Annotated in this window: 21 protein-coding genes, 1 pseudogene and 1 other annotated feature; of the genes and pseudogenes, 14 read left to right on the top strand and 8 right to left on the bottom strand. The window is 37.3% G+C overall.

Translation table 11 applies throughout. The features are described 5' to 3' along the window. Positions 1 to 51 precede the first annotated feature (51 nt). The 9 genes and pseudogenes from I2E21_RS12405 (at position 52) to I2E21_RS01285 (ending at position 8181) form a co-directional block, all read left to right on the top strand. The gene (locus tag I2E21_RS12405) at positions 52 to 492 is read left to right on the top strand and encodes a transposase (RefSeq protein WP_195410159.1); all 441 of its coding nucleotides are present in this window, start codon (positions 52 to 54) and stop codon (positions 490 to 492) included. Between the two features lie 4 nt (positions 493 to 496). Continuing rightward, a pseudogene (locus tag I2E21_RS12400) lies at positions 497 to 760 on the top strand (transposase); the annotation flags it as partial. A 152-nt stretch (positions 761 to 912) separates the two neighbouring features. Then, entirely contained in the window at positions 913 to 1410 is a 498-nt protein-coding gene (locus tag I2E21_RS01315; protein ID WP_195410157.1) for a hypothetical protein, read from the top strand. 139 nt (positions 1411 to 1549) lie between these two features. Then, the gene (locus I2E21_RS01310) at positions 1550 to 2707 is read left to right on the top strand and encodes an FprA family A-type flavoprotein (RefSeq protein ID WP_022235242.1); all 1158 of its coding nucleotides are present in this window, start codon (positions 1550 to 1552) and stop codon (positions 2705 to 2707) included. A gap of 112 nt (positions 2708 to 2819) precedes the next feature. Continuing rightward, on the top strand, positions 2820 to 3488 hold the full coding sequence (locus I2E21_RS01305; RefSeq protein ID WP_022235243.1) for a Crp/Fnr family transcriptional regulator: 669 nt from the start codon (positions 2820 to 2822) through the stop codon (positions 3486 to 3488). Between the two features lie 414 nt (positions 3489 to 3902). After that, positions 3903 to 4361: a transcriptional regulator NrdR gene (gene nrdR / locus I2E21_RS01300; RefSeq protein ID WP_022235244.1), complete on the top strand. Its 459-nt coding sequence runs from the start codon at positions 3903 to 3905 to the stop codon at positions 4359 to 4361. Positions 4362 to 4525: 164 nt separating this feature from the next. Beyond that, positions 4526 to 6565 carry an alpha-amylase family glycosyl hydrolase gene (locus tag I2E21_RS01295; protein ID WP_195410156.1) on the top strand — a complete coding sequence of 680 codons (2040 nt, stop codon included), beginning with the start codon at positions 4526 to 4528 and terminating at the stop codon, positions 6563 to 6565. A 20-nt stretch (positions 6566 to 6585) separates the two neighbouring features. Further along, on the top strand, positions 6586 to 7395 hold the full coding sequence (locus I2E21_RS01290) for an enhanced serine sensitivity protein SseB (RefSeq protein ID WP_195410155.1): 810 nt from the start codon (positions 6586 to 6588) through the stop codon (positions 7393 to 7395). A gap of 294 nt (positions 7396 to 7689) precedes the next feature. Beyond that, on the top strand, positions 7690 to 8181 hold the full coding sequence (locus I2E21_RS01285; RefSeq protein WP_022235247.1) for a CarD family transcriptional regulator: 492 nt from the start codon (positions 7690 to 7692) through the stop codon (positions 8179 to 8181). 578 nt (positions 8182 to 8759) lie between these two features. Here I2E21_RS01285 and I2E21_RS01280 read toward each other — a convergent pair. The 8 genes from I2E21_RS01280 to thyX are packed head-to-tail and all read right to left on the bottom strand — an operon-like array spanning position 8760 to position 15662. Beyond that, on the bottom strand, positions 8760 to 9980 hold the full coding sequence (locus I2E21_RS01280) for a U32 family peptidase (RefSeq protein WP_195410154.1): 1221 nt from the start codon (positions 9978 to 9980) through the stop codon (positions 8760 to 8762). A 15-nt stretch (positions 9981 to 9995) separates the two neighbouring features. Continuing rightward, a complete protein-coding gene (gene mltG, locus I2E21_RS01275) occupies positions 9996 to 11327 on the bottom strand; it encodes an endolytic transglycosylase MltG (protein WP_195410153.1) in 1332 nt (443 codons plus the stop codon). Further along, on the bottom strand, positions 11328 to 11936 hold the full coding sequence (locus tag I2E21_RS01270) for a 5-formyltetrahydrofolate cyclo-ligase (RefSeq protein WP_195410152.1): 609 nt from the start codon (positions 11934 to 11936) through the stop codon (positions 11328 to 11330). Continuing rightward, a complete protein-coding gene (locus I2E21_RS01265) occupies positions 11927 to 12466 on the bottom strand; it encodes a DJ-1 family glyoxalase III (RefSeq protein WP_207735287.1) in 540 nt (179 codons plus the stop codon). The genes I2E21_RS01270 and I2E21_RS01265 overlap by 10 nt, the downstream gene beginning before the upstream one ends. A 19-nt stretch (positions 12467 to 12485) precedes the next feature. After that, a complete protein-coding gene (locus tag I2E21_RS01260; protein ID WP_195410151.1) occupies positions 12486 to 13268 on the bottom strand; it encodes a GNAT family N-acetyltransferase in 783 nt (260 codons plus the stop codon). Then, a complete protein-coding gene (locus I2E21_RS01255) occupies positions 13255 to 14151 on the bottom strand; it encodes a phosphatidylglycerol lysyltransferase domain-containing protein (protein WP_195410150.1) in 897 nt (298 codons plus the stop codon). The genes I2E21_RS01260 and I2E21_RS01255 overlap by 14 nt, the downstream gene beginning before the upstream one ends. Continuing rightward, the gene (locus tag I2E21_RS01250; protein ID WP_195410149.1) at positions 14145 to 14816 is read right to left on the bottom strand and encodes a deoxynucleoside kinase; all 672 of its coding nucleotides are present in this window, start codon (positions 14814 to 14816) and stop codon (positions 14145 to 14147) included. Before I2E21_RS01250 ends, I2E21_RS01255 begins: the two co-directional genes overlap by 7 nt. A gap of 45 nt (positions 14817 to 14861) precedes the next feature. Next, a complete protein-coding gene (thyX, locus tag I2E21_RS01245) occupies positions 14862 to 15662 on the bottom strand; it encodes an FAD-dependent thymidylate synthase (RefSeq protein ID WP_022234541.1) in 801 nt (266 codons plus the stop codon). A 219-nt stretch (positions 15663 to 15881) separates the two neighbouring features. Continuing rightward, positions 15882 to 16097: a binding site (T-box leader), on the top strand. Positions 16098 to 16145: 48 nt separating this feature from the next. Between thyX and alaS the strand changes: the two genes are divergently transcribed. From alaS to I2E21_RS01220, 5 genes are all read left to right on the top strand, one after another. Next, positions 16146 to 18779: an alanine--tRNA ligase gene (alaS, locus tag I2E21_RS01240; RefSeq protein WP_195410148.1), complete on the top strand. Its 2634-nt coding sequence runs from the start codon at positions 16146 to 16148 to the stop codon at positions 18777 to 18779. Between the two features lie 217 nt (positions 18780 to 18996). Beyond that, positions 18997 to 20103, top strand: coding sequence for an LPXTG cell wall anchor domain-containing protein (locus I2E21_RS01235; RefSeq protein ID WP_195410147.1), 1107 nt, complete (start codon positions 18997 to 18999; stop codon positions 20101 to 20103). A 172-nt stretch (positions 20104 to 20275) separates the two neighbouring features. Beyond that, the gene (locus I2E21_RS01230; RefSeq protein ID WP_022234538.1) at positions 20276 to 20539 is read left to right on the top strand and encodes a PqqD family protein; all 264 of its coding nucleotides are present in this window, start codon (positions 20276 to 20278) and stop codon (positions 20537 to 20539) included. Continuing rightward, entirely contained in the window at positions 20532 to 21002 is a 471-nt protein-coding gene (locus tag I2E21_RS01225) for a S24/S26 family peptidase (protein ID WP_195410146.1), read from the top strand. Before I2E21_RS01230 ends, I2E21_RS01225 begins: the two co-directional genes overlap by 8 nt. Positions 21003 to 21012: 10 nt before the next feature. Then, positions 21013 to 22227, top strand: a complete 1215-nt coding sequence (locus tag I2E21_RS01220) for a nucleotidyltransferase family protein (RefSeq protein WP_195410145.1) — start codon at positions 21013 to 21015, stop codon at positions 22225 to 22227. The last annotated feature ends 235 nt before the right edge of the window (positions 22228 to 22462 follow it).

The following is a 22462-nucleotide window of genomic DNA, read 5'->3' as shown; positions in this document are numbered from 1 at the left end:
TCCAGTGGAGCCTGCGGAACATTTCACCGCATTCGCCGCAGATGACGATTTGTGAGAAGCAGTGATTGCAGCTATAGCTTCGTTTTTTGCCTTGCCTTCCGACTCCTTATCGGCAGTCATCGCGGTAGCGATGGCCATGAACGCATCTTACAACAAGCTTGTAACAAAGCACGGATTGTATATGATCGGTTTCATATGCAGTCGCAATTTGGCAGAGATGTTCTCGGCACTGTTCGTCTGGATGAAGCTCGCAGGCATAAAGCCAAAGAAAAAGAAATTCTTGCCGATATCTCGGATGATACCGACAAGGAAACTATGAAATCTCTTAAACAAGAAGCTAAAGCGGAAAAGCAGGAATACAGCCAACTCAAGAAGCTGCGCTGGTCATTGCTCACTAACTCTGATAAACTCTCCGATAGTAAAACCGAGCAATTACAATCTATTCTGCAAGATCATCACGACCGAGCTTGTAAAATAAAGTGTGTAAGTTAGAAAAATAACTTGCACACTTTTTGCATTTTGGAAAAAGTGTGTTACAATGAAAGAAAGGAAAAAGGAATGGACAAAATGGTTTCAGGCGGCGAAAGAAAGTGAGATTCCCGCATTGGTACGGTTTGCAGTTCAAAAAGAAAAACGACTCCCCGGCTTAGCGGCTCATGCCATCTACCCAATCAGCACCGGCAAGCTCGAAGGCTTCAACAACAAGATCAAGGTCGCTAAACGAATCGGCTACGGTTACCGTGACGACGACTTTTTCTTCACCTTGATTCGCTATCTTTCTATTCCTTCTGTCCGTTCACCATCCCACAAAAATAGTGATGAACCATCTTATCTATTCACACTTTTTTCGGTAACCATAAATTATAAGTAAGTTGTACTGCAAAGACTGATTTATTTTAAGGAGATTATTGAATGAGTAAAAAAATATTGATAGGAGATATGGGACTGCTTTTGTATAATGCTGTTTTGCTCTTTATTTCAAGGATTTTATACGATAATAAAATTTTATATCCGTATAATTATCCGTTACATATACTCTTTGCCGTACTTTTGATTTGCGGTGCGGTTGGATTCTGGATTTTTTCTTATAATGCAGAATGTAAAAATGTTTCCCGTACAAATATAGCAATTTCTTTAGTAATGTGTTGTTTAATATTTCTTGCTGTTATAAATACAAATATCAGTTATATCGGAAATAATGCTGTAAATACCATGACGGCTTTTGGAATGTTCGGATTTCAAGTTGCCCGATATTTAAAATCCATAGTCTGTTATTACGATGTTTATGGTGAATTTCCGCCATTGCTCGACAAAATAAAATATATTCGTAATATAGAACTAAGCTTTGCTCCTGCATTAGCAACAATTTTCTCTGTTTTAAGTATTGTTTTTTTGATATTTACTGCTTAGGAGTATTTATTTGTATTTGTTTATATGTTTTTTGCTTTTTGTAAAAGTAGCTAATTTGCTACCTGACTCTATTGAAATATATGTCTAATTATGGTATAATCATATACGAATTATTATTTTAATTAAGGGGAGAATAAAAATGAATATAAATATTTCTGACGCTATTAAATATATCGGCGTTGATGATAAAGATATTGACCTTTTTGAAAGCCAGTACATTGTGCCAAACGGCATTTCTTATAACTCATATGTAATTCTTGATGAAAAAATCTGCGTACTTGACACGGTGGATAAGAGAAAAACCGATGAATGGGTTGCAAATCTTGAAAATGTACTTGACGGAAAAACTCCCGATTATCTTATTATTAATCATCTTGAGCCTGACCATGCGTCAAACATACAGCTGCTTGCAGATAAATATCCCGATATGAAGCTTGTCGGAAATGCTAAGACATTTAATATGCTGCCTCAATTTTTTGACATTGACCTTACCGACAGAACGGTTACTGTAAAAGAGGGCGACTCATTAAACCTCGGCGAACATACACTTTCTTTCTATATGGCACCTATGGTACATTGGCCCGAGGTTATGGTTACATATGAAAGCAAGGAAAAAGTGCTTTTTTCTGCCGATGGATTCGGTAAATTCGGTGCACTTGATACAGACGAAGATTGGGCTTGCGAGGCAAGAAGATATTACTTTAATATTTGCGGAAAATACGGTGTGCAGGTTCAGGCTTTGCTTAAAAAAGCAGCTAAGCTTGACATTGAGAAAATCTGTCCGTTACACGGTCCTGTTCTTACTGAAAATCTCGGTTATTATATTAACCTTTATGACATCTGGAGCAAGTATGAGCCGGAGGTTGACGGTATATTTATCGCTTATTGTTCAATTCATGGCAATACCGAAAAAGCCGCTTTAAAACTTTATGATATTTTGAAAGAGAAAACAGATAAAAAGATTGCTATTTCTGACCTTTCAAGAAGTGATATGGCAGAAAATGTTGAGGACGCATTTAAGTATTCTACACTTGTTGTGGCCGCTCCTTCATATGACGGCGGAGTTTTCCCCGTTATGAATGACTTTTTACATCATTTGAAAATTAAGGGATACAAAAACCGTAAAGTCGCTATGATTGAAAACGGTTCATGGGCACCTTGTGCAATCAAGTCTATGCAGCCTTATTTTGACGAAATGAAGGGCATTGAGATTTCAGATGCCAAGGTTACAATCCGTTCAACTATGACAGCTGAAAATGAAGTTCAGCTTGCCGCTCTTGCAGATTCAATAATTTAATAAAATAGTTTTTGCTAAAAGTACGCAAACTATTTTGAATATACGGATAAAATATCCGTATATTTTGGTGCGGATATTTTTAGTATTGCATATTTAATTCGTCGGAGGAAATATGGAACAACATTTTGAATTCCTAAGAAAGCACCCGATTTTTGAAAGTTTTACAGATGAAGAAATAGAACAGGCGCTTGTGGAATTTGATTATAAAATTCAGAGCTATAAAAATGATGATATTATTGTAAGTTCAGGCAAAATTCATAAATATTCCGCTTTTGTGCTTGAGGGTGCGGCTCAAATACAAAAATATAATTCAGACGGAGTTCGTGAAATTTTGGGAAGAGTTTACAGTGACAGCATAGGTTGGCTTATCACCGCCGCACCACGAACCACACATTGCGATATTGAAATAGTGTCGCATGGGGAGTCGACAATTCTTTTTCTGGATTTTGCGAAAATTAAAGAAAATGATTATAAAAAGATTATTATTCAGCAAAAATTACTTAAAAATCTTTTTGTATTGTTTGAGGAGATGGATTTGCGCTCTCTCGAATATAAAATTGTGCTTTCAGAGCGTTCCATACGCAAAAAAATAATGCGTTATTTTGAATTCAGAGAAAAGCGTGACGGAAGTTCTTCTTTTTGCATTGAAGGCTCAAGACAGGATTTTGCGGATTATCTAAGCGTTGATAAATCGGCGCTTTCCCGTGAGCTTAATAAAATGAAAAAAGACGGATTAATAGATTTTAACGGTGATAATTTCACCATATTGCAAAAATTATAAATTGTGGGGATATTATAAAACAGTAATGAATATTGCTTGTGTTAGTCTTGATATTAATTAAATCTTGGCATATTAGTAAGTATTCAATAAAATTTATTACTGTATTTTTATACAGTTTCTTGAAAATCGTTGCAAATGCAATTTCCAAAATAGTATTATTCTGCTATAATTTTAAAAGAAACAGCGAATGAGCTGTTAAAAATATGCTATCAACTACATAACATAAATTTCTTCTATAACCCTATTACCCCTAAAAAAGCAACAGACGAGTTTATTCTCAACTGTTGCTTTTTTCATTTGTAAAAATCAGCATAGAGCAAAAATGTAATAAATTTGTAAATAAATATTTATTGCCTTGAATTTTTCGGTATGTTATAATATTTTTAGAATATTTGTGATTTAGGGGAGCTTTTTATGAAATGCCCATATTGTTCATTTGAAGAAAGTAAGGTTGTGGATTCCCGTTCGGCAGATGACGGGGAAAGAATACGCAGAAGAAGAGAATGTCTTAAGTGCGGAAAGCGTTTTACAACTTATGAAATTATTGAGAATATTCCTCTCTATGTTGTCAAGCGTGACAAATCAAGAGAAGTTTTTGACCGCAATAAGCTGACTGCAGGTATTCTTCGTGCTTGCGAAAAGCGCCCTGTTTCTGTTGAACAGGTAGAAGAAATGGTCACTGACATTGAGCTTACTGCACAGAACGGCTTTGAACGAGAAATTACTGCCGAGCAGATCGGTGAACTTGTAATGGAGCGCCTTAAAAAGGTTGATGAAGTTTCATATGTTCGTTTTGCCTCGGTTTATCGCCAATTCAAGGATATTAATACATTTATGGAGGAGTTAAACAAACTCCTTACCGAAAAAAAGTAATATTTTAAGAGTCTGATTATCCAAAAAAATCAGGCTCTTTTTGTTTATTAGGTAGGAATTTTTAAAATAATTGTAAAAAATCTCAAAATACTATTTATTTTGCTAAGAAATAATGTTATAATAATTTTATCCTTGTGGCTTATCGCACTCGGATTAATTGTGAAATGAAAGATGGTGATTATTTGTTTAAAAGAATATTATCAGGTCTGTTGGTTTCTGCTATGCTCACAGGTTCTGTCGTTTATTTGACAGGCTGTTCAAATTCGCAGAACGGTTCAGATGATAATACTTCTACCAATACTTCTACCGAGTATGCTCACGCAGATAAGATTGATAACGGTACAATTTTGCAGTGTTTTTCGTGGGATTTCAATACTATAAAGGAATCTATGGCTGACATTGCGGCTTCAGGATATACGGCGCTGCAGACTTCGCCTATTAATGCTTGCCTTGAGGGCGAGAACGGCGGAATGCAGCTTTACGGTGATGGCAAATGGTACTATCATTATCAGCCCACCGATTTTAAAATCGGTAACTATCAGCTCGGAACTCGTGACGAGTTTAAAGCTATGTGTGACGAGGCGGAAAAGTACGGTATTAAGGTTATTGTTGATGTTATTGCTAACCACACAACACCGACCACAAGCGCAGTAAGTCAGGATCTTATTGATGCAGGCGGCGGAAGTTTGGACACGCTTTATCATAAAAACAATGCGTATGACCTCAATGACTTTTCAAACAGACTTGCTTGCACTACTTACAAAATGGGTGGTTTGCCTGATATTAATACAGAGCGCACATCTTTTCAGGATTATTTTATTGAGTATCTCAATGACTGTGTCGCTTGCGGTGCTGACGGTTTCCGTTATGATACTGCAAAGCACATCGGCTTACCTGACGATCCTAAGGAAGATGACGGCTTTACAAATAACTTCTGGCAGAGAGTAATCACCGAAGTAAACAATGCTGACAATCTGTTTATATACGGAGAGGTGCTTCAGGGCAACAATGAAAGAATTGCCGACTATATTGAAGCAATAGGTCATACTACAGCAAGTACATACGGCAGTAAAATCAGAGGCGCAATTACAAACAATATTTTGTCAAAAGGTACTGTAAGTGATTATTGGCTCGGTGACGCACCGCTTAATATGGTTACATGGGTTGAATCTCACGATAACTACATTAATGACGGCAACTGGTACAGTATGACAAAGGAGCAGGTTCTCCTCGGTTGGGCAATTATAACCGCAAGAAAAGACGGTACACCGCTGTTCTTCGATCGTCCTTACTATTCAAGTGTTGAAAACGAATGGGGAATGAACCGTATCGGCACAGAGGGTGACGATATGTACAAGGATAAGAGTGTAAAAGCCGTAAATTTCTTCCGTACAGCTATGATTGGCGAAGACGAAAATATTGTAAATCCGAACTCTGATTCAACCGCTGTTATGATTGAAAGAGGCACAAAAGGAGCGGTAATTGTAAATACAAAAGACGCTCTTAAGACAGGATTTGAAACAAATCTTGCCGACGGTACATATGTAAACAGAGTTGACGGCAAGACAGAATACACCGTTAAAAACGGTAAACTTACTTCTGATGCCGATATTCCGGCAAACAGTGTGGTAGTTCTTTATAACGACGGTTATAAGGAATATGAAGCTGCCGCCGAAGTAGGCGTTGCCGAGGACACCGTATTTAATATTCAAAGCGGTAAAACCGCAACAGTCACACTTACTTGTGCAAATACTGATAATGCGGAATATGCTCTTAACGGAGCCGCGGCTGTTTCATATAAGAACGGAGAAACCGTAACCGTTTCTGTACCGAGCGGAAGTGATATAGCAATACTTGAACTTACAGCTAAAAATTCCAAGGGTGTAAAAACCTACGAAAGAGTTGTATTTGCTACAGAAGTAAAATATTCAATTTCAAGCGGCACAAAGGTATATTTTGAAAAGCCCGACAGCTGGGGCGATCAGATTTTTGCATATGTTTACAACGATGAACTGTATGAAAACGAAACCTGGCCGGGAATTGAAATGACAAAGGAAAGCGACGGAAAGTACAGCTATACTTTTGAAGACGATTGGGAAACACCGTATATTATTTTTAATGACGGTGACGAAGACGGTTCTCAGCAGTATCCAGCAGATAAGGGACTTATTGTTGAGGACGGCAAAACATATACTATAGAATAACTGTTGGAGGATATATTATTATGAGCGAAATGAAAATGGAAAACAGCAGAGTACCTGCTGAAAAGATTTTTAACCCTGATTTAAAAGAAGCAATTGTAAATATGCAGGAAGACAACTCAAAAGAGAACGTCGATAAGATGATTACAGAAGTTGTAAAGGCTAAGTTTATTTTACCTGCAAAGGTTGTTCCTACAACACAGGCTGTTACAGAAAACGGTCAGACTGTTATGAAGCAGGCAACACAGGTTCAGTTCAGACTTCTTGAAAATCAGAAAAAAGAAAAATTCTTTGGACTTTTTACAGATACAGAAGAATTATTTAAGTGGCAGGATACCCAGAATGCTCAAAAAGTAGTTACTGATTTTGATAGCATTTCTCAAATGGTTATGGATCCACATTCGGGTGTTGTCGGTTTTGTTATCAATCCGTTTGGCAAGAGCGTTACTTTCCCTAAGCCAATGATTATTTCAATCAAGCAGCAGAAAGACTTTAACACACTTAATAAAGATTTGTTCAAGCCGGGTGAGCAGATTAAAATCGGCGAACCAAAGGATTATCCTATTGACCTTATGGCTACACTTATCAATCATTTCAGCACAGAGCCAAATGTAAACGTTGCTTTCTTAAGAATGATGGAGCACAGCGACAAAAAGAGTTTCCTTGTTGTAGTTGACTTTATCGGCGATATGAAAAAGATTTTTGACGCTATAAAAGAAACCGCACAGCCATACCTTACTGAAGATGTAGACCTTGTTGTAATGCCTGTTACTATGGACCTTGCAAGAAATGCAATAAACGGTGTAGAACCATTCTACAGAAAAGAACAATAATAATTTTTATTTTAAATAAAGCTTCCGATAAACTCGGGAGCTTTATTCTTTTAAAAACAGAAATAATTAGCATTTTTTACAACATATTTTATAACATTGTTAGCTATATTGCCTATGTCATAATTTATCAAAATATGGTATAATATTAGATATAAGAAATATAATAAGCATAAACTGTTTTCCGCTTTGTCAGACATTGTTTTAAACAATTACTAACGAATGAGAATTAAGAATAGGAGAGAAGTATGTTTTATCGAAATAACGCTTACAAATCTGCGCATGGAGGTGCCGAAAATGTTTGAGGTATCTGATATAGTCGCATATGGTGTTAACGGTGTTTGCACTGTTACCGAGATTACAACAAAAAGAATAGACAAGGTAAATGTAGAGTATTATGTTCTTAGTCCTAATGCGACAAAAACCGCAAAGGTTTTTGTTCCCGTACAAAATGAAAAACTTGTCGGAAAAATGAGAGCCGTACTTACTAAAGATGAGATTATCGACCTTTTGGATAATATGCCGAAAGAAGAAGAGTGGATTTCCAATAAGAATATAAGATTTGAAACATTTAAAAACATCATTTCAGAGGGCAAGTCATCTGAATTGCTTAGATTAATCAGAACTTTAAAACTTCACGAAAAGCAGCAGTTAAAAAGAGGCAAAAGATTACATATGGCTGATGAACGCTTTTTGAAAGAAGCAGAGAAAATGGTGCTCGGCGAGTTTGCTTATGTGCTTAACGAGTCTACCGATGATATACTTAACAGAATAGTAAATTGTGCATAAATATTACACCTTTCACTTTAGTTGTGAAAGGTGTTTTTTCGGTTCTTTTTAAATAGTTGGGGTAAATTATGGCTTAGCAAATTGATTTGCCAATTAATTATAAAAGTTTGGTCGACCTTTTCAAAGGTCGTGGGTGTGGGCAAAGCCCACAAATACTTTCCGTTTACGCAATCTAACGATAGCCGAACAGCTCGCTGTTTGGCGGCTTGAATACAACGGCGTTAGCCTTTAAATGCGATAGCAATAAGAAAAAGCCATTCATTATATAAATTGGAAATTAATTATTTCTTTTATAAAAGGCTGTCGCCTGTTTTAACAAACTTGGTTTTAGCACGCAAACAGCGTAGCTGTTTGCGCCTGATAAATTGTTGTATCGGAAGATTTTTATGGGCGCTGCCCAAACCCGCAATTTTTGAAAAAATTGAGTAAACTTTTTTGTTTTTTTGCTGATAATTTAGCGTTAGCTAAATTTCAATGCCCGACCGACACTCCGCTAAACCATAATTTCACAACAACTAAAAAAGAACTTAGCAAAGCCAACAAAAACTCCCCTGCCGCAAAACAGGGGAGTTTTTATATCAAATTTTCTTTTTTCTTATAACTGAACCGTCAGGAATTTTTACATTACTCTTCATTGTGAGCTTTTGCATTGGATGCGGTGCGGCATCAACGGAATTTCCGTATTCGTCAGTAAGTGAAACACACTTTACATTAAACGGAATACCGCTTGGCGGCAGTACATCGAGTGTATCGCCCACAAGAAATTTGTTTCTCTGTGTAATTTCTGTTGTGGTGTCGTCAATCGACTTTTCGCAAACAGCAACCACATCATAATGTCTGATGTAACCACCGTTTCCCGTAACCTGTCCCGGTTCTTTGCCAAAGTAAAAGCCTGTATTGTATTCACGGTGGCTTATCTTGTCAAGTTCCTCTTTAATCCAAGGTTCAAGCACATAATTTTCACCGTTAGTCATAAATCCGTCAACAGCATGGCGATAGGCATTTGTTGTAACAGCGGTGTAATAAGCTGATTTTGCTCTGCCCTCAATTTTAAGACTGGAAACTCCTGCTTTTACAAGCTCGGGAATATGCTCAATCATACAAAGATCTCTGGAATTGTAAAGGTATGTGCCGTCCGAATGTTCCTCTACAGGGAAGTACTGACCCTCTCTGTTTTCTTCAAAAAGGTGATATTTCCAACGGCAAGGCTGTGCGCAGTCGCCGTGGTTTGCATCTCTGCCTGTCATATAACTTGAAATAAGACATCTGCCTGAGAACGACACACACATTGCGCCGTGTACAAAGCACTCGATTTCAAGGTCTTTCGGAATTTTTGCTCGCATCTGTGCGATTTCATCAAGCGGAATCTCTCTTGCAAGCACAACTCTTGATGCACCCATATTATAAAGTACATTTGCGGTTGCATAGTTTGTTACGCCTGCCTGTGTTGAAATATGTCTTGCAACCTTTGGAGCGTATTTTTTAGCAGCTTCAAAAACACCTAAATCCGCAATAATAAATGCGTCAACACCACATTCTTGAGCATAGCTTAAATAGTCGGGTAAAAAGTCAAGTTCATTATTTCGTGGTAAAGTGTTGCAGGTTACATATAATTTTGCACCCTTTGCGTGGGCAAGTTCGCAAGCCTGTTTTAACTGTGTATTGTCAAAATTCTTTGATGCAGAGCGCATACCAAACATTTTGCCTGCGAGGAATACTGCGTCTGCGCCAAATGAAAGCGCAGAGTTAAGACATTCCATATCGCCTGCAGGTGCAAGCACTTCCGGTCTTGTAATCATATTATAATCTCCTAATTATTCAATATTTGCAAGATTTTCGTTATGCTCATAAATTGTTGAAGCATAATAAGCATTACCGTCTTTATCGTGACAGAAGAAGTAGTAATTTGTATCCTTAGGATTGAGCGCAGCGATAATTGCATTCATACCCGGGTTACAGATTTCACCTGCCGGTAAGCCTTCTTTAGAATATGTGTCATATGAACTTTCAAAAGTATCTCTTGCGTCTTCAGGAATATCAGCTTGTGTTCTGTACGGGTAGAATTTAGTAGAGTCAAGACCGAGATACTTAACACCCATATCTTCATCGGCATTAAGACGGTTGTAGATAATAGAAGAAATGTAATACATATCGTCTGTATCGGCAGCCTCTGACTGAATGATTGACGCAACTATCATAACCTGGTCAAGAGTATAGTCGCTTCTGTTCTTCTTAAGCATATCTTCAATGGTTGTTACCTTATCATAACCCGGAACATCTTGTTTTTCGGTAAGTTTTGATTCGTAGTTATTAAGGAAACGATAAATAACATTCTCTGCATCTTCGTTTTCATAGAATGTATAAGTATCAGGATACAGGTAACCCTCAAGTTTGTAGTAACGGTCATCTGCATTTGTAATATCCTTTAAGAATGAATATTCATCGTCAAAATGGTTTGAATTACAAAGCTCAAGGAACTTGTCTTCATCGGCGAGAGCACCTTTTTCTTTAAGTAACTTAGCAATCTCAAGGACATTTCTGCCTTCTGGAATTGTTACTTCAACTGTATCTGTACGGTTTACACTGCTAAGCAAGAAGTTGATAATTGCCTCGTAGTCCAAATTTGTTTTGATGTCATATGTACCCTGTGTAAAATCGTCATCCGCCTTTGTAAATTTTGCAAACAGTTTGAAATAGTTTTTATCATCAATGATATTATTCTTTTCAAGAACGGTTGCAACTGTGTCAAGATTCGGATTTGCAGGGATTTCTATTCTTACATTTTTTTCTTCGGTACGGTTGATAGCGAGCATATCGTCAATGCCTGCCACAAAGAACATACCTGCCATAGCACCGACAATTATAACGGAAACCAACCAGATAACTCTGAAAACTCTGCGGTTACGCTTATTTTTGGCTTTTGAAAGTTTTTTATCTATTTTCTTTTTCTTTTTTAAAGCCTGCTTAGAATTTTTTGCCATCTGTTCCTTAACATCTTCGCCGCTGTAAGAGTTAAGTTCTTCGGGTTCGTTGTTTTCTGTTTTTGCGGATTCGTCATAGATGTCGTCCTGAATATTTAAAGTAAAGCTTTTTGCTTTTTGGCGACGCTTTTCTTCAAGGTTCTGAATATTATTTTCTTCGTTCACTTACACCATTCCTTTTTCAAACACATTTCGTGTATCGTTTGTGAATTTTTCAGTTATTATTATGTCAACAGCCTTGTCATATATTCCGTGCGGTAGTTTTTGCTCAATGCATCTTGAGTAGCAAAGACCTGCCGTTGTACCGCCAAACTGTTCTAAAAATCTGTCATAATAGCCTTTTCCGAAACCGAGCCGATAGCCGTATAAGTCAAAACTTAATCCGGGTACAAGACAAAGACCGTTTGAATAATCGGTAATTTTGCCGCAGACTTCTGTATCAGGCTCCATAATGGAATATTTGCCCTCTATAAGCTGACTTAGTGATGTTACTTTATAAAAGTCCATAACAGGCTCGCTTTGTCTGCATTTTGGCAGAACAAGTATTTTTTCGTCTGCAATCGCCTTTTCAAGAATAGGGTAGGTGTTAATTTCTATCGGCATAGATACAAACGCAAACAGAATACTGCACTCTTTATATTCTTTCAAATCAACAAATTTTTCAAACAATGCTTTGTCAAGAGCGGCTCTGATTTCTTTTGGACAGGCTGTTCTGATTTTCTTATGCTTTGCTCTTAGTGAATTTTTTTGCTCTTTTATATTTATTATGGGCATTGCATATCACCGCAGACTTTGTTTGCAGCTTCGGCAGACACTGCTTTTTCTACAATAGCTTTGCCGAAGAGAATTGCACAGCCTGCGCCTTTGCCTGTAATTACATTGCCGTCAATTTCAACAGGAGCAGCGGTGTATGTTGCTCCCTCAAGTTCTTTTTCAAATCCGGGGAAACAGGTTGCTTTTTTACCTTTAAGTATTCCGAGGTTACCCAAAACCGACGGAGCGGCGCAGATAGCAGCGGTAATTTTGCCGTTTTCTGCACAGTAAACAGCCGCTTTAGTCACAGTTTCAGATTTGCCGAGATTAATGGTTCCCGGCATACCGCCCGGAAGAACCACGCCGTCAATGTTATTAAATGATATTTCTTCGGGTTTTAAATCGGCTTTAACGGTAACACCGTGTGAGCCTGTTACAAATTCGCCTGTAACTCCTACTGTTTTAACTTCAATTTTTGCTCTGCGCATCATATCAAGCGGTGCAAGAGCCTCGGTTTCTTCAAATCCGTCTGCTAAAAATAAATAAAACATAGCAATACCCTTTCTATACTTAATTTAATGTTATTCCTATATAAATATCCTTTGGCACGGTGATTTTGCTGTCAAGCGATTTTACCATTCCATATCGGATTTTTTGTGCGTTTTCAAATAATTTGTTATGTGTAAATCTGAAATATTCGGCATCGGTATTTTGCAGAATATCATTTATCATATTTTTTAAATTGTTTTTTTCAAATTCAAAGTAAAATACTTCTGCCGTATTTTCATTTTCTTCAAACAATGCAAAATAATTTTTGCTTTTAACATTTTTTATATTATATGTTGAATAATATTCGACAGCAAAATTTTTAAAGTCATTACCCTGCTTGAGAATATTATTTTCGCTGAAATTTAATTCCTGCAAAGAAAGTAAATCATTTCTTGAAAAATCGGAAATATAAGCAATGCAGTTTTCACGATAACCAAAATTTTGATAATAGTTATAAAGATTATCGTTTGCAGGGAAAAGAAAGGAATACTTATCTCCGCTTTTTGCCGAATCTTCAAGAGCGTATTTAATTAATTTGCTCATAATGCCTTGCTTGCGAAAATCTTTATGGGTTGACGCACCGCAAAGATAATGAGCTTTTTGACCGTTAAAACTTGCACTTATAAGATAAAGTGCGGAAATGATTTTTTCACCGTACTTTGCAATATAAGTTTGTTTTGCGTTAAAACATTTGTCAAAAAATAAATCAACAGCTTTCGGTTCTTCATCAAAAGAGGAAAGCCAAAGCTTTTTAAGTGATTTAATATCGGAATTGTCGGGTTTACAAAAATTAATTTCCATCATTTTTTAATGTTGCGTTATACCTCGCAATCAGAATTATGGGATTATATGAGAGTTTGGACTTTTTAAGTCCCTCTATACCCATATCTTCTTCACGGTTTATATATTTATAAGAAAACAGCGTTTTGGCAAATTCATTGTTAATTACTGCATAAATGCCGTCGTATTCACGCAAAGCTTTTTCAAAACATATATCAAATGCAATGGGGGAGATTTCGCATCCGAGAGTCATGGCAACAGCTTTGTCTTTTACATAAACAATACCGCCACGCATTTTAAATTCTTCCATATTGTCAAGAGCCTCTCTGATTGCATTTTTTTCTTCGTAGTGCTCAATATCAATTTCATTTTCGGCACACCAATCAAGCATTACTTTATAAGCGTCCTCTTTATTTGAATTTGTTATTTCTTCAAATCTGTAATCGGGATAACAGTTCTTAAACTTTGAAATATGGTTGCGCTTTGCGTGGAATTTTCTGCCCGAAAGATTTATTAAATCTTCTGACAAATAGACATATTCCTGATTTTCGGGTGAAAATTCATAGTTAAATTCTGACGGGAAAAGGGTTTCAAGTTTAACCCTTTGTGCGTCTGTCAGCATTACGATAAAAGGTTTTTGCCCACGCTCGTGAGCGTCCTTTATGATTTCTTCGACAGCGGGTTTTATATCTTCGCCGTGCGGCAGGCAATATCCCCACACGCTGTCATCGTTATTAAAATATGCTTTTATTAAACAGTTGTTGTACAAAGCAAATTTTATATTATATTCATTTCTCCAGAGGTATGCGCTCAAAATATTGGTAGTAAGTGATATTCCCTCCGGATTGTCGTAGTATTTCTGAAATTTATTTATATCGGATTTTTCTATCAGCTTAAAGTTTAGCATAAATTATTAAGTTCAGCCGCCTTTTCTATTTCCTCTGCTATTGATTCTATCGGCTTGATTTCACCGTTTTCACAACAGTCAATAATTGTCCAACCGCATTTTTCAGCGGCATATAAAGCAGATTTTCTACATTCGAGTAAAAATGCAAAGTTTTTTTCGTGCAAGTCCTTTTTGCTTTCGTCACCCTCGTAACGCTTGCTCATAAGTTTTTGCGATACTTCGGGTTTAACATCAAGATAAATAACTTTATCGGGCTTAGGAACAGAAAGTTTATTGTATTCAAAATCCTCCTGCCATTCAATAAAGTTGTCCCACTCCGATTTGTCAAGTTTAGACATCTGATAAATTATATTGGATGTAGCGTATCTGTCGCTTAAAATCACATCACTGTTTTCGTAATCTTTTTTCCAAAATTTAAGAAAACTTGCCACTCTGTCTACCGCATAAAAGGACGAAGCGGCATAAGCGTTTACATCATTCGGATTACTGCCGAATTCTCCGCCGAGATACATTTTTACAAGTGCCGAGCTTTCGTTTGCGTAATCGGGAAATTCAAGCCTTTTAATGCTTTTTCCCATTGCTGAAATTTTATCAAAGAGGATTTTTGTTTGGGTAGCCTTTCCGCTTCCGTCAAGGCCCTCTATTACAATGAATTTTGCACTCATTTTTGTTCCTATCCATTTCTATTATTCTAAAATATAATTAAAATATTACTCTCTGCCGTATTTTTTGCGTACTTCTTTCATTTTGCCGCAGCTCATTTTGCCCTCGGGGCAAGCACCGAACAAACACGCAGGACCGCAGTTTTTGAATAAATGCGGAGCAACTTCAAGACATTGTTTAAGCATTTGCTCGGCAACATCTCTGATTTCCCACTGTGCACGGTTACAGCAGCGGTGTGCAAAGAAATTCTCAAGACTTCTTGCATTAAAAGTGCAGACAATTTTTGTGGTTGATGCGTTAGGAAGAATAAATCTTGCGTCTTCATTCGCTTTTTTTACAAAAGCATTGAATTTTGCTTTGTTTTCGTTTCTGAAGTTTTCTATGACTTCTTCATCGTTATCGTCGCAGTTTCCTGTTGCCTCTCTGATATATCCTGCAACAAGTGCGTCACGAACCTCGCTGTAAGCCTTTGACTGCATTTCTATTACTTTGTTATAAGCGGCAAGAGCCTTTTCGTTTTTTGCAATTTCAGGCGGTGTTACAAAATCAAACTTTGTGCCGTCAACATAACGCTGCGACTGCTGACTGTAAGATGCGATTCTGTGTCTTACAAGCTGATGTGAGCAGGCTCTTGAAATGCCCTCAATGCCAAAGGTAAAAGAAGCGTGTTCAAACGGACTGCCGTGCCCGATGCTTGCAAGCATATCTATAAAATCAGCGGTCTTTTCCTCAGTAAGACCATCTCTTATATTTGATATTTCGGACGGTGAGTAGCAGAGTTTTGCTGCCATTGCAACCGTCATTTCGGGATTTGGCGTATAAGTAAGTAAAGTGACTTTTGCACTCAAAATAATCTCCTCCAAAGCGATATAAAAACATATATAAATGTATTATCCAAAGCGATATAAAAACATATATAAATGTATTATATCATTTTGTGTCGCAATATGCAACAAAATTAATGCGATTGTTGCGGTACGAAAAAAGAAAAATATCAGAAAATTTCCGATATTCACTTGACATTGTGAATAATTAGTTTTATAATGCTACTGAATAAAAAGTATATGTAATTGGCGTTGACGGGATTAGCTGTATCTCGTTCTTTCAGAGAGAAGTCGGTCGGTGCAAGACTTTATGAATGTTTACAGCACGCTACCCCTGAGCTCTGTGTGACTAAGCACAGCGTATATCTGCGTTAAGGATTGTAATCGTAAGATTACTCAAAGAGGGTGTTTAAGCACCAATTTGGGTGGTACCGCAGGAATTATTCTCCTGTCCCATTTTTATGGGGCAGGATTTTATTTTGCAAATTTTTTAAGGAGAGATTTTTAATGGAATGGACAGGACTTAACGAACTTCGTGAAAAGTTTCTTTCATTTTTTGAGAGTAAGGGTCATTTAAGACTTCCGAGCTTTTCACTTGTTCCGAAGGACGACAACAGCCTTCTGCTTATCAACAGCGGTATGGCTCCTATGAAAAAGTATTTTACAGGTGAGGTTACACCGCCGAGAAAGCGTGTAACAACCTGTCAGAAGTGTATCCGTACTCCCGATATTGAGAGGGTAGGCATTACTGCCCGTCACGGCACATACTTTGAAATGCTCGGTAACTTCTCTTTCGGTGACTATTTCAAGCACGAGGCTACAGCTTGGGCATGGGAGTTCTTTACAAAAGTTCTCGAAATGCCTGTTGATAAGCTCTATGTATCTATTTATGAAAACGATGATGAGGCTTACAAGATTTGGACCGAAGAAATCGGTGTTGAGCCATCTCATATGGTAAGACTCGGCAAAGAAGACAACTTCTGGGAGCACGGTTCAGGTCCTTGCGGTCCTTGTTCGGAGATTTACTTTGACCGTGGTGATGAAAAGGGCTGCGGTAAACCTGACTGTCATGTCGGTTGTGAATGTGACCGTTTCGTTGAGGTATGGAACATAGTGTTCTCACAGTTTGAAAACGACGGCAACGGCAACTACACTCCGCTTGCTCATCCTAACATTGATACAGGTATGGGTCTTGAAAGACTTGCTTGCGTAATGCAGGGTGTTGATAACCTTTTCTTGGTTGATACTGTTCAGAATATTATGAAGAAGATTTCTGAAATTACAGGTGTAAATTACGGTGAAGACGATAAAAAGGATATTTCACTCCGAGTTATCACCGACCATATCCGCAGCACAACATTTATGATTGGCGACGGTGTTCTTCCGTCAAATGAGGGTAAGGGTTATGTTCTCCGCCGTTTGCTCAGAAGAGCAGCCCGTCACGGCAGACTTTTAGGATACAAAGACGCATTCTTGTATAAGGTATGCGAAACTGTAATAAAAGAAAATGAATCGGCATATCCTGAATTAAGAGAAAAGCAGGACTTTATTACAAAGATTATCAGAGTTGAGGAAGAAAGCTTCCAAAAGACAATCGACCAGGGCTTTAAGCTTTTACAGGGCATTGTTGACGACCAGGATATTAAGGTTCTCAGCGGTGAGGACGCATTTAAGCTCAACGATACTTACGGTTTCCCAATCGACCTTACAAGAGAAATTCTATCCGAGCAGGGTATTGATGTTGATGTTGACCGTTTCCACGAGCTTTTGAAAGAGCAGAAACAGCGTTCAAGAGATGCAAGAAAGAAAGAAGACACAGACGCTTGGATTTCGGATTCAACAGACCTTTCAGATATTGCTAAAACAGAATTTTGCGGTTATACTGACCTTAATACAGGCAGCAAGGTTCTTGCCATCATTAAAGATGGTATCAGAGTTGACAATGTCGGCGAAAACGAAACAGCTCTTGTTGTTCTCGACAAAACTCCGTTCTATGCAGAGAGTGGCGGACAGGTAGGCGACACAGGTGTAATGGAATCGGGTACTCTTGAGGTTGATGTTGACGATACAACTAAGGATGCTTCGGGTGTTTATCTCCATTCTTGTACAATTAAGAGCGGTACACTTGAGGTCGGCACAGAACTTCGTGCAATCGTTGACTTTGACAGAAGAGCAAATATTATGCGTAACCACACAGCGGCTCACCTTTTACAGGCCGCACTTCGTGAAGTTCTCGGCAATCATGTTCATCAGGCAGGTCAGCTTGTAACAGACCATTCGGTTCGTTTTGACTTTACACATTTTGAGGCTCTAACAGATGAAGAACTTAAGAAAGTCGAAGATCTTGTAAACAAGAAGATTCTTGCATCTATCCCTGTTGTTACAAAGGAAATGCCAATCGAAGAGGCAAAGAAACTCGGCGCTATGGCATTGTTTGGTGAGAAGTACGGCGATGTTGTACGAGTTGTAAGCATCGGTAAGTTCTCAGTTGAGTTCTGCGGCGGTACACATGCTACAAATACATCAAGCCTCGGCTTGTTCAGAATCCGTCAGGAGGGTTCTGTTGCATCAGGTGTAAGAAGAATTGAGGCTATTACAGGTATCGGAGTTCTTAAGTATATGAACGATGTCCGTGAAACTGTACTCAACGTTTGCGAAACACTTAAGATTTCAAATACAAAAGCACTCACAGAGGGCGCACAGAAGATTGCAACCTTACTTCATGATCAGCAGAAAGAAATTGCAGAGCTTAACACAAAGCTTGCTGCTATGCAGGTTGACAACCTCTTTATTAATTCTGAAATTGAAAACGGCGTAAGAATTATTGCTAAAAAAATTGACAATGCAAACGCTGACGCACTTCGTGCAATGTGCGAGAGAACAAAAGATGTTGCTCCGCTTTCTGTAGTTGTACTTGCTTGTGAAAATGACGGCAAGGTTACATTTGCCGCATCTTGCGGTAAAGATGCTAAGGCACTCGGCGTAAATGCAGGCAAACTCGTTAAGGCTGTTGCACAGGCAGCGGGCGGCAACGGCGGCGGTAAGCCGGATATGGCTATGGCAGGTGCAAAAAATCCTGAAAAGATTGATGAAGCACTTGCTATCGTTAAAGAAACTGTATATGGTATGATTAAGGCATAAATGTTGCGAAATCCACATAATTTGATTTTTGTTGTCTGAAAGATTGCAATTTATTGCTATTATTGTTTAGAACTACTAAAAACAGTCTTGCAAGATTGTATATTAAAACAACGATAAAAAGAAATTAAAGTATTGAAGTTTTGTAATGTTTGATGTATAATAATTCCAATGGAATAGTGTATTCCTAAAAGTTAATGAACAATGGAGGAGATTTAAAATGTTCAAAAAAGTAATGAGTCTTGCTCTTGCTTCAACATTAGTACTTTCAGCAGGCGCATTTGCAGCAAGTGCAGCTGAAGCAGAGGACGCAGTAGCAGCAAATGACGAGTCTGCAGTAGCAGCTGATGATTCTTCAGCAGTAGCAGCAGGTGACGAGTCACAGGTAGGTGCCGGCACAAAGATTTACTTTGATGTAAAGAGTGCAGGTTGGAAAAACTTTAGCAAGATCTATTGCCACGTCTGGAGAGCTGACGGTACAGGTAAATGGCCAAGCTGGCAGACAAAGAAAGAAGTGTGCAAAAAGGAAAGCGACGATCTTTATTCTTATGATATAACAAAGACAGGCAACGCTGAAGAAATTCAGAATGCCGGCAGCAAGAACTTATATTGCGTAATCTTCAGTGCAGATACACAAGTTCAGATTTACAACACAATCATGAACGGTAACTGCATTGGCGATACTGTGTATGTAACAGGTAACAAGATCGAGAACCCTAAGGACAGCAGCAAGACAGATACTGAGGCTGCATGGAAGAACCATCCGGAATGTGGTCCGCAGAAGGTTATTACTTCAACATCAAAAGTAGTTGGTACAGCTCTTGCAGACGGTACAACAGATGTAACACTTTTAGCTGACTACCTTCTCGATTATGTTTCTGACGACGGTACTGCTGATACAAGTAAGACAGATAAGACACAGGATCTTATCAACCAACTCAAGATCAGCCCACTCGCTGTAATGTCTAATGTAAATTTCAAACTTGAGGGTTTTGTTAAGGAAGAAACAATGACTCAGGATGTTGCTAACAAGAAGAAGGCAACAATTGAGGGTATCCTTGGTAAATGCACAGACCCAACAAAGGGTGGCGAAAAGGTTAACCAAGATGAGATTAACAATGCAGAGGCTAAGAACGATGCTGATGAATCAAACGGCGGTTCATCATCAAACGGCGGTTCATCATCAAACGACTCTTCATCAAATGGTTCATCATCAGGCTCTAACTCAGTACAGTCAGGTCAGGAGACAACAATCTTCTTCGTATTTGCCGGCGTAATGGTTGCAGCTGCAGGTGTATTCTTCCTCGTTAGAAGAAGAGAGAACTAATTTATCTTAACAGATAATTAATACTTAATCACTTAGCTCCGCAGAGTTTTCTGCGGAGCTTTTTGTATGCTCGAAACTCCCTCATTACTTGCTTTTTTATGCTTTATGTATTACAATATTATTATCAAAACAATTAAAAAAATATTATATTCATATATGAGGAGAAATGAGTATGAAAATTAAAGATGATTTTGTTTTAAGAAAAGTAGCCGATTCATATGTAGTGGTACCGGTAAACAGTCTTACACTTGATTTTAACGGTGTTATAAATCTTAATGAAACGGGTGCTTTCTTATTTGAACAGTTGCAAAAAGGAATTGAGAAAGACGAACTTATTGCTAAAATGATTAGTGAGTACGATGTAACAAAAGAAAAAGCAAGTGCGGATATAGATATATTTATTAATAAGTTAAAGGATGCAAATGTCTTTGAATAATAAAGAAATTCAGCTTGAAGATGTAATACAAATTATTAAAGAAAAACTTAACAGCGGAGGCACGGTTACATTTACTCCGCACGGAACAAGTATGTATCCTATGCTAAGAAACGGCGAAGATGTTGTTGTCCTGAAAAAGCCGGAGGGCAGGCTAAAATATCTTGATGTTGCTTTATACCGAAGGAGTAACGGCGATTTTGTTTTGCACAGAGTTGTCGGTTTTGATAAGGACAGCAAATATATTTTTTGCGGTGATAATCAGTTTCATAAAGAACGGGGAATTACTGACGAAAATATTATAGGTGTGGTTACCGCATTTTATCGAAAAGGTAAACACTATACCGATAATTCGCTTTCATACAGATTTTATAAGTCAGCGTGGGAGTATATCAAAGCGCCAATGCGTATGCTTTATTCAGCGCACAGAATGAATAAGTCGATAAAGATAAAAAAGAAAAGGTAGTTTTTGTATAATGAAAAAACATCTTAATGACGCTCAAAAAAAAGAATATGCATATTATTTGACGCTTGTATCAAGTGTTTTAAACGGAACAGAACCGCAGTTGCCGTATGAAAATTGTAATCTTGATCACATAAGGCAGATTTCTAATGATACCCGAATGGACGCAATTTTTGATGAGGTTGTTTTAATGCTGTCAAAAAAATATTCGGTTTCAGATAAATTGTTATCTTATGTAAAAAATAATCTTAATCATTGGATTTATATTGATACGATGATGAAATATGAAATTGAAAGTTTGCTTAAATGTTTTGATGAAGGGAAAATATATAATCTCCCTATGAAAGGCTATTTTCTTAAGGAAGACTATCCCAACTCATTTGAACGCTCAATTTCAGATTATGATATTTTGTTTGATATAAATGATATTGACAGAATAAAAAATATATTTAAACAAAACGGGTACAAATTTTTACAAAATGACGATCAACAATATCATTTTGTAAAAGCGCCGTTTATGTATATTGAAATGCACCGTTCGCTTTTAAAAAAGAATAATAAAAATTATTCTTTATTGGAAAATCAACTTGAAAAAGCTAAGGTGCGTGACGGGTATTCTTATTCAAAAGAAATGACGCTTGAGGATTATTATATTTATATGTTGCTTCACAGTGCAAAACATTTTTCCGAAGGCGGAATCGGTATCAGAATGATTGCCGACGAATATGTATTTTATAAAAAATATTCGGATCAACTTAATCAAAAATATTTGAGTGAACAGTTTGAAAAATTAGGAATAACCTTGTTTGAGAAAAAACTGCGTGATATTTCACTGAAATGGTTTTCAAAAGGCAGTGAAGTTAAAGATTTTGACGATGTTGAAGAATATATTTTATTAAGTATGACTCTCGGCAGAGTAGATGTTGCGGTTATGTCCGAAATGGAAAGACAAAGAGTTAATACTAAAACAGGCAGAAAAAAATCAAGATTTGCTAATTTTATTTCATCGCTTTTTCCCAATAAATCATATATGGCAAATAAATATCCGTTTGTGGAGAAAATGCCGATTTTATTGCCGTATTCATGGGCATGTATGTGGTGCAGAAGAATTTTTATTGACAGAAATATTAATATAAAAAAAGGTTTTAACAACAGAACTTCTTATACCGATGATGATGTAAGTTATTTTAATTATATTCAAACAGAAGTAGGTTTTGATGTTAAATAAAATTTTATTTATGTTTTAATTGACAAATAATGTATTTATTGATATAATATCAAATAAGTTAGCGAACACTAACGGCACTTGGTGTTCGCTGATTTAAAGAGGAATAGTTAGTCCGTCCTAACTATTCCTCTCTTTTTATTTATTTTTTAAATTTTAGGTAAATTTTAAGTAAAATTTAAATTTCATTTAAAGTTACAACGGTACAATATACTCATCAAAACAAAAGGGGAGTTAA

The organism is Ruminococcus sp. BSD2780120874_150323_B10 (assembly GCF_015553695.1).
Classification (GTDB): Bacteria; Bacillota; Clostridia; order Oscillospirales; family Acutalibacteraceae; genus Ruminococcoides; species Ruminococcoides intestinale_A.
This window is presented reverse-complemented; position numbering and strand designations above follow the sequence as displayed.

Coding starts and splice junctions, on each gene's coding strand:
- I2E21_RS01315 (WP_195410157.1), top strand. CDS start 913: ATGAGTAAAAAAATATTGATAGGAGATATGGGACTGCTTTTGTATAAT.
- I2E21_RS01310 (WP_022235242.1), top strand. CDS start 1,550: ATGAATATAAATATTTCTGACGCTATTAAATATATCGGCGTTGATGAT.
- I2E21_RS01305 (WP_022235243.1), top strand. CDS start 2,820: ATGGAACAACATTTTGAATTCCTAAGAAAGCACCCGATTTTTGAAAGT.
- nrdR (WP_022235244.1), top strand. CDS start 3,903: ATGAAATGCCCATATTGTTCATTTGAAGAAAGTAAGGTTGTGGATTCC.
- I2E21_RS01295 (WP_195410156.1), top strand. CDS start 4,526: ATGAAAGATGGTGATTATTTGTTTAAAAGAATATTATCAGGTCTGTTG.
- I2E21_RS01290 (WP_195410155.1), top strand. CDS start 6,586: ATGAGCGAAATGAAAATGGAAAACAGCAGAGTACCTGCTGAAAAGATT.
- I2E21_RS01285 (WP_022235247.1), top strand. CDS start 7,690: ATGTTTGAGGTATCTGATATAGTCGCATATGGTGTTAACGGTGTTTGC.
- I2E21_RS01280 (WP_195410154.1), bottom strand. CDS start 9,980: ATGATTACAAGACCGGAAGTGCTTGCACCTGCAGGCGATATGGAATGT.
- I2E21_RS01270 (WP_195410152.1), bottom strand. CDS start 11,936: ATGCCCATAATAAATATAAAAGAGCAAAAAAATTCACTAAGAGCAAAG.
- I2E21_RS01265 (WP_207735287.1), bottom strand. CDS start 12,466: ATGTTTTATTTATTTTTAGCAGACGGATTTGAAGAAACCGAGGCTCTT.
- I2E21_RS01260 (WP_195410151.1), bottom strand. CDS start 13,268: ATGATGGAAATTAATTTTTGTAAACCCGACAATTCCGATATTAAATCA.
- I2E21_RS01255 (WP_195410150.1), bottom strand. CDS start 14,151: ATGCTAAACTTTAAGCTGATAGAAAAATCCGATATAAATAAATTTCAG.
- I2E21_RS01250 (WP_195410149.1), bottom strand. CDS start 14,816: ATGAGTGCAAAATTCATTGTAATAGAGGGCCTTGACGGAAGCGGAAAG.
- alaS (WP_195410148.1), top strand. CDS start 16,146: ATGGAATGGACAGGACTTAACGAACTTCGTGAAAAGTTTCTTTCATTT.
- I2E21_RS01235 (WP_195410147.1), top strand. CDS start 18,997: ATGTTCAAAAAAGTAATGAGTCTTGCTCTTGCTTCAACATTAGTACTT.
- I2E21_RS01230 (WP_022234538.1), top strand. CDS start 20,276: ATGAAAATTAAAGATGATTTTGTTTTAAGAAAAGTAGCCGATTCATAT.
- I2E21_RS01220 (WP_195410145.1), top strand. CDS start 21,013: ATGAAAAAACATCTTAATGACGCTCAAAAAAAAGAATATGCATATTAT.